This window comes from Arcticibacter tournemirensis, assembly GCF_006716645.1.
Lineage (GTDB): Bacteria > Bacteroidota > Bacteroidia > Sphingobacteriales > Sphingobacteriaceae > Arcticibacter > Arcticibacter tournemirensis.
Genome location: NZ_VFPL01000001.1, coordinates 630,757 through 643,070, shown reverse-complemented (window position 1 = coordinate 643,070; position 12,314 = coordinate 630,757). Strand labels below are relative to the sequence as shown.

The 12,314-nt window shown below is 41.3% G+C and carries 8 protein-coding genes; all 8 read right to left on the bottom strand.

The window, feature by feature from the left end:
• Positions 1 to 102 precede the first annotated feature (102 nt).
• The 8 genes from BDE36_RS02765 to BDE36_RS02730 all read right to left on the bottom strand — a co-directional run bounded on the left by BDE36_RS02765 (position 103) and on the right by BDE36_RS02730 (position 11,977).
• Positions 103 to 1,221, bottom strand: a complete 1,119-nt coding sequence (locus BDE36_RS02765; RefSeq protein WP_141813654.1) for a DUF4998 domain-containing protein — start codon at positions 1,219 to 1,221, stop codon at positions 103 to 105.
• Positions 1,222 to 1,258: 37 nt separating this feature from the next.
• Entirely contained in the window at positions 1,259 to 2,458 is a 1,200-nt protein-coding gene (locus BDE36_RS02760; RefSeq protein ID WP_141813653.1) for a DUF5000 domain-containing lipoprotein, read from the bottom strand.
• Positions 2,459 to 2,495: 37 nt separating this feature from the next.
• Positions 2,496 to 4,382 carry a RagB/SusD family nutrient uptake outer membrane protein gene (locus BDE36_RS02755; protein ID WP_141813652.1) on the bottom strand — a complete coding sequence of 629 codons (1,887 nt, stop codon included), beginning with the start codon at positions 4,380 to 4,382 and terminating at the stop codon, positions 2,496 to 2,498.
• Between the two features lie 13 nt (positions 4,383 to 4,395).
• On the bottom strand, positions 4,396 to 7,824 hold the full coding sequence (locus BDE36_RS02750; RefSeq protein ID WP_235904381.1) for a TonB-dependent receptor: 3,429 nt from the start codon (positions 7,822 to 7,824) through the stop codon (positions 4,396 to 4,398).
• A 356-nt stretch (positions 7,825 to 8,180) separates the two neighbouring features.
• Complete coding sequence (locus BDE36_RS23940) at positions 8,181 to 8,405, bottom strand: hypothetical protein (RefSeq protein WP_128767948.1); 225 nt, start codon at positions 8,403 to 8,405, stop codon at positions 8,181 to 8,183.
• A 345-nt stretch (positions 8,406 to 8,750) separates the two neighbouring features.
• Positions 8,751 to 9,785, bottom strand: coding sequence for a hypothetical protein (locus tag BDE36_RS02740; RefSeq protein WP_141813651.1), 1,035 nt, complete (start codon positions 9,783 to 9,785; stop codon positions 8,751 to 8,753).
• A 269-nt stretch (positions 9,786 to 10,054) separates the two neighbouring features.
• Entirely contained in the window at positions 10,055 to 11,314 is a 1,260-nt protein-coding gene (locus tag BDE36_RS02735) for a FecR family protein (protein WP_128767950.1), read from the bottom strand.
• 54 nt (positions 11,315 to 11,368) lie between these two features.
• Positions 11,369 to 11,977, bottom strand: coding sequence for an RNA polymerase sigma factor (locus BDE36_RS02730; RefSeq protein ID WP_141813650.1), 609 nt, complete (start codon positions 11,975 to 11,977; stop codon positions 11,369 to 11,371).
• Positions 11,978 to 12,314 lie beyond the last annotated feature (337 nt).

Below are 12,314 nucleotides of genomic sequence, written 5' to 3'. Positions count from 1 at the left end.
GCAGAAGCATAAAATGAGATATACTATAGAGTTAAGCACAAAAACACCAGAGGGAGATAACGCTCTGGTGTTTTTGTGCTATTCAAAATGTAAAAACTAAACTTAAAAACCGTATGCACTAATCTCTCCGAGCGTCATGAAATGATTATTTCCCCTAAGTCCCACAAATTTAAAATACCTGCCTTTAGGAGATCCGGATATTGGAAACACCTGCTCTCCGTTAATTGAATTATTAAAAGCATATTCTCCAAGGCTTGTCCAGTTTTGATTGTCCATGCTAATTAAAAACTCAATACGGGTGGGCGCCCGGTCATCACCATTAGGTGTATCAAAAAGCGTTCTCCACACACCAAACTGCGAAATTGTACGTACAGCCCCCATATCTATCGTAGCATAGTGCGGATACGCAGAGCCATTCGTATGCCAGCGCGTCCCATCAGTGCCATCAATAATGTTAGCAGCAGCATTATCTCCATCTGAATATTGATCTGAATAACTGATCACTCGCCAGTCTTTTTTATCAAAGTTAAAGAATCCGGCCTCTGAATATGCTGTATAAAAACTATCGATACTTAGCGAATCAGGCTTAAACATGGTCCTGTACTGGTAGCCCGTATTGGGTTTAAGGCCAGTAATTTCAGAAGTCGGAAGATCTGTAGGAAACATTTGATACCTGATGTCTCCGTTAACATCGGTGTATTTAACTTCCGAGGCGAATGCACCATTAGAAATATCTGCAGCGCCCCACTGAATGGTAATCTTGCCTTTAGTATCGCTTAGCGTAGAGTTCACTGGCCGGGTTAACAACTGCGACTGGTATTTCTCGCCGTAAGAACCACCAATTGCTTCGACTGGAATGGATGAATTGCCCTTTTTATCATAGGTGCGGATTACAAACGAATAACTTTTCTCCTGCAGATTATCAATAATGACACTGATAGTATCCCCTGTGGGGGGGATTGACACCACTGTCGAATCTCTAAAGTTATTCCAAAACACCCGGGCGCTTATCACATCAGGGTCCGAGCCCCTCACCCAGGCAATCTTTACTCTATTGAATCCCGGGTATACTTTCGGCGAATTCGCTTTACCCGCATAGGTTAAGCCGCCCGGAACAACAAACTCTTTATAAGTACTGTCCATTTTTGTACAGCCCGGGAGAGCACAAAATGCCAGGAACAGTACCACGATCATCATAGTATTACTGAATATCTTCTTCATAATATAATAAAATTTACACTGATCATTAGTAAGGTAACTAGGGTTCAACCTGGCCCCAAAGTGAGATTTCTGCTATAACAACCTGTCCTGGGCTGGCATAGGTTTCGAGCGTTTTCCACCGAAGGTACCGTACCGCAGGCGGCTGATTATCAAACCCATAATCACAGCCAAGGATCGAAGCGTAATTCGTATCTTCAGCGGTTGCCTGACCTAAGGGTAAACCAGAAGGTTTAAACGTTTCAAATGTTCCAAGCAGCTGCCATTGAGTCCATCCACCGTCTGTGTCCGGAGAATTTGAACCCCATAGTTCAAACCTTTTCACGCCAGAGCCTACATAACAATGGCCGTCGGCAGCGTCCATAAACATTTTAAATCTGCTCATCAGCACTTTCTTACCCAAGTCAATCGTAAACCATTGAGGAAGTGTAGAGCTATTCGATGAGGCGTAATTTGCACCGGTACCCGGAATTCCGATTACCTTATTCCACAAATTACTCAAAACAAACCCAGGTTCGGCAAGCGCCGTTTGGTCTGTTGGCAGCACCAGGGCACTCCAGGTTGTTTTTGGGATCTCCACCTCGAACTTAGGGGTAAGTGTTTTGAAAAGCGTATCCGATCTATTGTTCCAGCGGTCGCGGACAAACATGGCAAACTTCTGTGGTTCAGATTCGAGACCTCGTGCAGCAAAGTTCCCGGACACGGCAGCAGTATAAAAAGTGGCCACCTTTGTCCATGTATTATTGCCAGTTGAATCCCTCATTACTACAATTGACAGTTCTGCCTTATCCGGATTCTTAAAGGAAACACTTACTCCTCCGAAAGTTGAAGAAAAATCTGCAGTAGCAAACACAGATCTGACAGCGGGTGTCCTGGGGATGACATCGACCGATATAGGTTCCGAGACTTTCTCATTCTTCCCTACGCTGAATACTTTCACCGCATGTTTTAATGTGTCGCCAAACCCTACCAGCCGGAGTGTATCCGTGTATCGTGATGATTTAGCTTCTCTGAATACCCCTGGCTGAATTTCATAGACAGCCTTTATATAAGAAAGGTTCGGGTCTGACGGAAGCTTATATGTAAGTACAGCTCCTCCCGGCGTTGGAGAAACCTTTACATTACTGACGTTCAAGGGAGCAGGTAAATCCTCATCTATGAAGTCAAGTCTTCCTTCTTTTGAACACCCCAACCAGAAAAAAACAATCAACAGTCCTCCGATAAAATATATTCTTTTCATTTCTTTGTTTTAATTTAATAATCAATTCTTCAGATGCTTACCAGCCCAGGTTTTGCACCAGGTTTCTGTTGGTGGTGATATTATTGTCAGCAATAGGCCAGAAATAGTCCTTTGTTCCAAAGGTTTGATTAAACAGTACAGTTGTCCGGTAAAAAGAAGCGGCAGTTGTTTGCGAAAGGTCCCAGCCCTTGATTGGATTATTCAATTCTCTGGCTGATTCTTTCCAACGACGCAGGTCCCAGAAACGTTGCGACTCAAAAGCCAGCTCTATCAACCTTTCCTGATGAATGATCGCGCGCATCCCGTCCTGATTTGTAAATTTTGCGGGATTTGTAGAATAATTAGTCCATGATGAGGTTACGGTGCCCAACCCAGCGCGCTTTCTGACAAGATCAATATATTTATATACTTCCGGACCGGGGCCCTGTGCTTCATTCAGTGCTTCCGAATACAAGAGATACAGATCAGACAAACGCATTAGCGGATACGGATAATCAACAACAGAGTAATCGCTTGAAGAATTCACTACATTCTGAAAATGGATCAGTTTTTTAATGTAATAGCCCGTGACGGTATTGAAGCCATATTTTCCTTTTCCATTTCTCTGTTTAAATTTTCCTTCCAGGTAGAACAGATTCATATCGTCTTTATCGTCATAATGTCCCTGTCCGTAATAAATACCACCGTCAAAACCAAGGTCAGCATAGAATCTCGGCTCTCTGTCAAAATGCAGTCCCACTGTGGTATAGCCATTTCGGATATATAGTCTGTCGTCTTTTCCTGCTTTTCTTAAAGCATATCTTCCGGTGTAATCCCAAGTTTTGTCTTCGTTAATAGGGACCCCATGATCCGAATAGAACATTTCCGCAATTTTCAATGGTGGCGATAATTCCCCTCTGGTTACAACGCCGTCAAGGTAGCGGGGATCCCACCAGGTAGAGATCAATCGTTGCAGGTCAGCTGTATTGGATTGGGTATTAGCCCAGATGATTTCACTGTTCCACTTTTCTGTAACACTGTTTCTTATACTCAGCTGTGTTTCGATGGTATCGGTAAGCACATATTGCTGAAAAGCGGGATTATAAACATACAGTTTCATCCCCTGTGATTCACACATATCTATGGCCTTTTTACATGCATCAGCCGCAATTTCCCATTTCTCTTTGGAGTACGTTTGGTTAAAAAGTGGCTCTCCGTCAGGGTTATTCAATCCAACCTGATCGGTGTTACCGTTAAACAACGGGCTTGCCGCGGTAACAAGTACCCTGGCTTTTAAGGCCATCGCAATTGGCTGGGTAATGCGGCCAGCTTCGGTGCCGGGACTAATTATCGTTGTTGGAAGTCCCGGAATGGCTTCGTCCAAAAGTTGTACAATATAATTAAAGCACGAATCCACCGGGTCACGCATTACTTTTACCTGGTTTACATCTGCCGAGATCGGAAGGTTCGTCCTGATCAGAGGAACCGGACCATACATCCTCACTAAACTGAAATGATAAAACGCCTTAAGGAACTTCACCTCTCCAATCCAGCGAGCTCTTTCCACTTCCTGCATATCAGGCACCCTGTCAATGTTTTCCAGAAAAATATTGCAGTCCCTGATCGCCTGGTACATGGAAGTCCATCGGTCGCCCAAAGGCCCTACTTTGCTCTGAAAACCCTTAGCTAAATCAAGGTAAGCAGCCCGCTCTGGAATCTCCCACAGCTCATCGCCACCCACCATAGCTGGGTCGTCCGTCAGCTGGCCTGTCCTGGGCATAAATGAATAGCAGGTAAATAAAAATTTCATAGCCTGAGAACGCATGGTAAAGGCATTATCGATGGTAGCTACATTATCAGGAACAACATCTAAAAATTTCTTGCAGGAGCTGAGCACGGCGAGAAATGCCAATAAAAAGCCCCCGTATATAAGATATTTTCTCATAATCTACTTTGATTTACTTCAATGATATGTTTAAACCTATATTAAATACACGCTGAATAGGATAACCGAGCCCGTCTCCACCCATTTCAACGTCCCACAACTTGAATTTGCTGATATTGACCAGGTTACTGGCATTTACATAGAGTCGAAAACCTGAGGCATGAAGCCTTTTTTGAATACTTTGAGGAATTTTGTAACCAATTTCCACCTGCTTCAAACGTAAGAATGAACCGTCGCGCATAAACCAGGTACTGGTTTGATTATTATTGTTATTGAGATTGGGGCTTAGCCTGGGCCACAGTGCGTATACATCGCGCGAATCCTCAGACCAGTGGCTGTCGGCGTAAGCCTTCAGTAATTGGGTTTGATTATTGAACGGTGAGGTACCAGCAGCATCTATCCAAAACGATTCGTTAGCTAAACCCTGGAAAAAGGCAGAAAGGTCGAAGCTTTTATAACCAGCTGAAAAGCCAAAGCCGTATACTATTTCAGGTAATCTCGGATTTCCAATTGGCACTCTGTCTGCTTCCGTAATCTGGCCGTCACGGTTAACATCAGTGTACTTGATATCCCCTCCACCATAGGCTCCAAAATTTTGCCTTGGGGAATTCGCTGCTTCGGCATCATCAACAAATAGCCGTTCTGCTATATACCCATACTCCTGGAAAATGGGATGGCCTATGCGGCTGCGGTATTTTTCGTCGTATACCGGCTCTTCATAAACTTTATACTTGCTTTTTGCATACGTAAAGTTACCCATCGCCGAAAACCAGAAGTCACGACTAATGGATTGCTGGTAATCGGCAGAAATATCCATTCCTTTCCCTGAAGCTTCGCCGACGTTCGACCTTACATCTGCGGTTAAACCCATAGTAACAGGTATGGCCTCACGTCTCATCAGGATATTCTTACGCTGTTCGGAGTAGAAGTCGGCATTTACCTTTAATTTATTGAGCAGCCCAAGTTCAAGTGCTAGATTTGTCTTTGTGGATTTTTCCCAGGTGATATCACTGTTTGCATATCTGGATATATTAACTCCATTCAATCCAAATGATGCACCCTGACCGTTTCCAAAAACAGCGTATCTTGCCCCGGCGTTCATGTCGACATTAGACAAATAGAAGAACCGGTCTGAAGGCGATCCGATGGCATCATTTCCAACAACACCATACGTTGCCCTTAACCGGAGGTTGTTGATAACCGGCCTTACTTTATCAAAAAACTTTTCGTTAGACACACTCCATGCTATCCCCACAGACGGGAAAAACCCAAAACGATTTTTTTCAGCGAACCTTTCCGATCCATTATAGCCAAAGTTATATTCAAGATAGTAACGGCTATCAAAATTGTACGTCGCTCTCCCAGATAAACCCAGGTTTCTAAACGGCAGTGATTGCTGAAGATCTCCTGCATTGGCGTTAATGTTATTCTGCATCATGTAAACCAGTAATCCACTAACTCCGTGCTTTTTGAACTGAGCATTATAATTTAACATGGATTCCATGTAAAACGTGGAATTGAGTGTCTTTCCTCCTTCACGGTAGCCAAGATATTCTGTAGCGGTATTTTCGTTAATATTCTTTAAAAAATAAGTATTTGCCGAAGGATCATAGCCGGCGAGTGAATAAAAATAAGGATTGTACTCGCGCTTAACATCGAAATAAGATGCGCGGTTAGTGTTCATCATTACCCTCAGAGAGAGCCCCTTCGTCAAAACAGATAAATCCTGCTTTGCCTCTAACTGCGCCAGCATCAATGATCTTGAATAATCCATATAGCCACGGGTCATGTCAGCATAGGGATTAGTATATCCTCCTTCTTCGAAATTGCCATACATAATGTGTTTTACATATGAATGCGCTGCATCCACGGGGTAAAACATCGGAAACAATACCGGATTTGAACGCATCACTTTGCGGTACATTTCTGCGCCTCCGTCCATAGGACCGGTATAATCATCGAAGTTTCCGCTCAAACGGACGATCATTTCGGTCGATTTAGTCAGGTTCACGGTGATATTGGATCGAAGCGAATAACTTTTCAGGTCTATATTATTATTAAAATTATTCCGGTGATCTACCTTTAACAATCCATTGTCCTTATTTAAGGAACCCGAAACGAAGTACCTGGCAACATCTCCTCCGCCGCTTACATTCAGGTTTACACGCTGGTTCACCGCGTAATCCTTAAACATAAGTTTCCGCCAATCATTTGCGGGATAAACAATGGGATTAACGCCAGCTGCAGTGTTTGCGATCTTTTCATCACTATAAAGCGTTGTTCCTAAAGGGTTACGTGTTAGAATTGCTTCGTTAGACTGCAGCATATAGGTAATAGGATCTGCCAGTTCAATGTCTTTTACCGAAGCGGACACTGAATTTTCTAAACGCAATGAAATTTGTGCTTTTCCTACCGCACCCTGTTTAGTAGTAACCAGGATAACACCGTTTGCTCCGCGTGCACCATACAGCGCGGTTGACGTAGCGTCTTTCATGATAGAAAAACTTGATATGTCGTCGGGCTGAAGGCGGGCAAGATCGGTAGTCGTCAATTCCATGCCATCAATCAGAATCAAAGGAGTGTTTTTATAACCAAAGGTGGTGACCCCCCGAATAAAGAAATCGGCATTGTCGCGCCCAGGCTCTCCGCTGCGCTGAAAAGCAATCATACCGGCGGCCCGTCCCGCTAATGCATTAGTAAGGTTACTTGACGGAATTTTAAGGTCGGATACCTTAACGGAAGTAACCGATCCGATCATGTCTGTCCTTTTTTGCGTTCCGAAGGCTACAACGACAACTTCCTCGAGTCCTTTAGTGTCTGGCTTAAGCATGATGTTAAACACTTCCCTTCCCCTAACGGGAACTTCCTGTTTCAAATAGCCCACCATAGAAAAGACCAGCACCACATTCTCATTGGGAACGTCCAGCACAAATCGTCCGTTTTCATCACTTTTCGTACCAAGTTTAGTATCCTTAATGACGATAGACACACCGGGTAAGGTTCCTACCGAATCCCTGATTGTGCCGGTTATAGTAATCTTCGGCACCTCTGCACGAACTATTTTATTGGCAGCATCCGCAGGCTTATTTTTAACAATAATTGTCTTCTGTTCAATAGTGTAGCTTACGGGCTGCCCTTCGAAACACTTTTCCAGTGCGTATTCAATCGGCGCATCTCCGAGCTTTACCGTTACAGGCTTGGTGTTTCGAAGGACTACCGGGTTATACAGAATGTTGTACCCTGTCTGTACTTTAATTTCTTTTAAAACATCTTCAAGTGAAGTCCGTCTTAAAGAGAGACTTACTCTCTGCCCGAAACTTGCGGCGCTCACTTGTACTAGTGAGGCTATTAATAAAATAGCAGTAAGCTTCATTATCTTGATGAATTTTGGAATTACGCAAAGTGCTATAAGCCCGCGAAATGCCGTAGAAGTTTTATACATTTGAATGTTAGTTTTATTAAGTTATAATTGTTAGTAACAGAATGACTTTGAGAAGCCAACATTAACCGGGAGCGTCGCAACCGCTCCTGGTTTTATTCTGATAGATATAATTCTAAATCATATTTCGAACTCCTTTCATTTAAAATTGGTATTACTATAATTCATCCGATATAGTACCTATCCTATACCCGCGTATTATTCCGGTTTTTCAATAAAGACGGTTAACTGAAAGAAATGGGGGGATGTCTCGTAAATATTTTTTCAAAACGGATATAATATCGTTTCCCGGCTATAATAAATAAGAATGAGTTGGAGATAGTAAAAGAGAACTGGTGAATAGGAATTAATTCCAGTCGTCATCTAAATAAATAAAAATAAAAAAACATATTATCATAGGTAATCTTTCGTTTAGCCTTATCACAAACAGCATAATTTTCAATTTTGGTACCATCTTTCAGTCGCATGTCGATAACATACACAGTACTATTAAGTGTAAGTGACAACGCTAACTGATTTCGCATATACTGCAATGCCTCTTCATACTCCTTCGACAGAGTGTCGGCCTTTAGTAATTTCAGCATTTTTGTATTGCCGCTGTATTGAATAAAATAACTACTCGAGGTATCAACAATCCTCTCATAATACTGACGAATTTTCAGACTATCGGTCAAAGAATCGACCAATCGGTATCCCGTTAACTCAATCTCATCATAATTAATGATATTGTCCTTTTTCCACGACCGAAATAAGTTTTTTAGATTGCAAATGCAACTGTTGCATTGCTTCGGGCCGCTGTCATATATAGGGATAGCGGAAAAGCTATCCGCTATTTTATTTTCCTTCCAAATAACTGAATCTGTATTTTGCGCCAAAGTATATTTCCAACAGAAAATAACAAAAAGGCAAAGCAGCTTATTCATAAAATGTCACATTGTTTGAAAATGCAAGGCAGAAATAAACTCGGATCCCGTATGGTGTAACTCAGAGCCGAGTGCTGTACCTAACGTTATACTAAAACCCGAACCAGGTGAGTATGTCATAGAAATCGAGACAGTTGGAGCGGCAAGGTAAAGGCCCCAATGTACAGATGACGACCCATCTTCTCCATAATGTGTAGAATGATTGACAATTTTCGCATCTCCTTTGCCTAAAGTCATATAAGAATAAGCGTCAACAGCCGAACAAGTTAAAACTTGCTTTGCATGACCCGTCCTCGTATCAGTATATCCTTCTACAGTATGACTCACCCTGGCTTCTCCGCGGTCAGATCCCCATAACCATTGAGCTGTCCATCCATGTGAAACAGTTTTGTGTCTGGGAGTGATACCTGGTTCCGGAAAAGGCATAGAGATACAGATATCGGTGGTCAGTGTAGCTTTATTGGGATCCAGAACAACTTCTCCCTCATGTTCTTCTTTAATAATCATTATGTTAGAAATCAAGTTATCGTAGATGATCCCTATTTTATCATCTACAACTGCTTGGGTGGTAAATGGAACCCCATTATTTTCCCATGCTATCTCAATGATTTTTTGACCTATCTTAACTACGGAGTCTAAAAATACGGAAGAGCCTGTTATATCATAAGTAAGGGCTTTATGTTTCACTCCTGAGGTTTTCCGCTTTATTTCTCCAATCTTAATCAATTGGAGGTCCTTTAAATCAACAGGTGAATAATCAGGTAAAACCTTTTCATCTGTTAACAAACTATTCTTGAATCTTTCAATTTCAGGCCTAGATGCTAATATTTCCTTTTCCTTATAACCTGTCATCTTTAAAGATGATTCTTTTAGGAAGTCATTACCTGTCGTGAGAACTTGCTTAAGCTGTGTTTCCCATACTGCATCAGCTTGCTGCGATGAGAATTCTTTGCTTTCCGAATCCTTTCTGCACGATAAAAAAAAAGATAATACAAGAACGCAGACAAGAACTGGCCATTCCTTCAAAATAATCGTTTTCATAATTGTTAGTTTTTTTATTAGTGATAAATAATTTGATAAATCGGATAATAAATATTCATTTTATTTGATACAGCTTTGTTATTCAGGCTTTTTAATAAAGACGGGTATCGACAGAAAAAGGGGGGATGCTTTTAAATCTTATTTAAGGGGGTAGAAATCGTCAATTGAAGCTGCCTTCTATCTTTACTGTCATTTGAATAATTGGCAGTCTCAGCATCCTATGCTGATTAAAGATATTGGAGCTTGTACTTATGCTTCCCTTACAATCATCAAGAAACCAATATTTTACGATCCTTAATGGTAAATGAAACACTTCCGGTTAATTGCAGCATCTTTAAGACGTCTTTCACATCTTTATATTTTGATATGGTACCAGTGAAAACCTTCCCCTGCATGCTACCATGATATTCGATTTCAACATCATACCACCTGGCTATTTTTCGCATCACCACCTGTATCTCCTCATTATCAAACTGAAAACTTCCATTTTTCCACGCTGTAGCTGATTCAATGTTCCCATTCTGAATAACAAGGTCATTTCCGGTAATTACAGATTGCTGTCCTGGATGAAGTGTTTGATTTGATGTAAGTTCCTTATCAGTAAGGCCGTTTAAAACGCAAACTTTTACGGAGCCTTGAACTAAAGTCGTCTTAACGGAAGTTTCGTCAGGATAAGCATTCACATTGAATTCTGTTCCTACTACTTCAATTTTTTGATGGTTACTTCTAACTATGAAGGGAAGATTACCTTTTTTGCCGTTCCCAGGTTCGGATGACGGACGCGGAATGGAGACTATCTCAAAGTACCCCTCACCTTGCAACTCAACAACCCGTTCGTCTTTAGAAAACTGAGCTGGAAATTTAAGAGACGAAGCGGCGTTTAGCCAAACCCTCGATCCATCGGGTAGTATAACCTGATACTGTCCTCCTTTAGGGATTGTAACAGTATTGAATATTAGACCGGGTCTTTGATTTGAAGCCGCCTCATCGCTATTTTCATTATAAGTAAGAACGCCATCTTTTGACTTTTTAATAATGGTATTGGCCTGCGTTGCGATATTGCCAGCTGATACGTCGTCTAAATTGATTTTTTGCCCGTTACTTAACGTTAATATTGCTTTATTCCTTCCGGCAACAATCTCCCTGCCGGGGTGATGTATCTCAGAGACGTATCCTATTGAGTCTTTTATATAGAAATAAGATCCTATAGAAACAAACAGGATCACCACAGCAGCAGCATACCACAACCGCCTGGGTGATATTATTCGCATGGTTGGCTTTTTTGAAACAGGAATATCAGAATTTAAAATTTGCTGAAGCCGGAGGTCGAGTGACTCTTTTACTGAGTCGTTGATATCATCGGCAGCATTGGAGAAACCGGTATCCTTTAGCTGATTCCTGATCAACCAATACAATTGCTTCTCTTTAGATTTATCGGCAAGTATCGTTAATAAAAGTTCCGCTTCCTCTTCAGAGCATTTATTTTCTAATAATTTTTTAAACAAAACCGATAGTTCCTGGTCGTTCATTCATTAAGCTTTATCTAAAGACGCATTTCAAAAGAAAACGGGGGGATTAAGTTCTTAAAAGTATAACTTACTCAACAAAAAAGAAACAGCTGTAAAACAACCTATAGTTTCCATGTTCGCCGTAATAAAAGTTCTAACCAGGCGTTTTGCCGTACAAAGATATTCTTTAACCGTATATGGAGAAATCCCGAGCCTGCCTGCAGTTTCTTTATAACTAAAACCGTCAATTTTACATAGTTGATAAACATGCCGTTGCTGAGGGGAAAGCAGAGCCAACGCCTGCTCTAAAAGCATCTTACTTTCCTTGAAATATATATCTTCTTCTATATGGGAATAGTGTTCAGTTATGGTGGATATAAAATGGGCCCTCATTTTTTTGTCACTTTCCAACTTCCTATAAAAGTCGCATACCAGATTCGATGCGGCACGGTAGAGATAAGAGGAAAAATCAAATTCATAAGTAATAGCTTCCCGATGTTGCCATATCCGTGAAAATAAAACCTGAATCATCTCCTCTACAACATCGTTGTCCTTTACCATCCTATACATATTAATATACATTTTTCGACTGTATTTGTTGTATAGCCTTGTAAAGGCAAGAACATCACCTGCTTTTAACAAGGTAACTAATTCCATATCGGACTGTTCGTTGCAGATATTCATATCTATAAAATATCAATCTTAACCGTTCCTGACAGTTCTGCTGTTTCCATACCGGCCACTGTACCGGAACCAAACAAAGCCACTATTTTCATTCATCATAACAGATCAAATCGAAGGCTATTAGCTAGTTTAAAAAATCATCTCTTTGATCCCTTCTTGAAAACAGCACAGAGCAAAGAACAACCCTCCCGCAAATCACTGATTTCAGAAGAGTGAATTAAAAAAGGTTTAAAGATTTTTTTCAAGGTGTAATATTTTTCGTCATAAAATTCGTCGTTTATACTGATCAGTGGACAATAATACTTGTCTCCTTAAGATTTGGCAACCTTAACTGTCC

Excerpts from the sequence above, each read along its gene's own strand:
- BDE36_RS02735 (WP_128767950.1), bottom strand. The coding sequence starts at position 11,314 with ATGAACGACCAGGAACTATCGGTTTTGTTTAAAAAATTATTAGAAAAT.
- BDE36_RS02730 (WP_141813650.1), bottom strand. The coding sequence starts at position 11,977 with ATGAATATCTGCAACGAACAGTCCGATATGGAATTAGTTACCTTGTTA.
- BDE36_RS02765 (WP_141813654.1), bottom strand. The coding sequence starts at position 1,221 with ATGAAGAAGATATTCAGTAATACTATGATGATCGTGGTACTGTTCCTG.
- BDE36_RS02760 (WP_141813653.1), bottom strand. The coding sequence starts at position 2,458 with ATGAAAAGAATATATTTTATCGGAGGACTGTTGATTGTTTTTTTCTGG.
- BDE36_RS02750 (WP_235904381.1), bottom strand. The coding sequence starts at position 7,824 with ATGTATAAAACTTCTACGGCATTTCGCGGGCTTATAGCACTTTGCGTA.
- BDE36_RS23940 (WP_128767948.1), bottom strand. The coding sequence starts at position 8,405 with ATGCTGAAATTACTAAAGGCCGACACTCTGTCGAAGGAGTATGAAGAG.
- BDE36_RS02755 (WP_141813652.1), bottom strand. The coding sequence starts at position 4,382 with ATGAGAAAATATCTTATATACGGGGGCTTTTTATTGGCATTTCTCGCC.
- BDE36_RS02740 (WP_141813651.1), bottom strand. The coding sequence starts at position 9,785 with ATGAAAACGATTATTTTGAAGGAATGGCCAGTTCTTGTCTGCGTTCTT.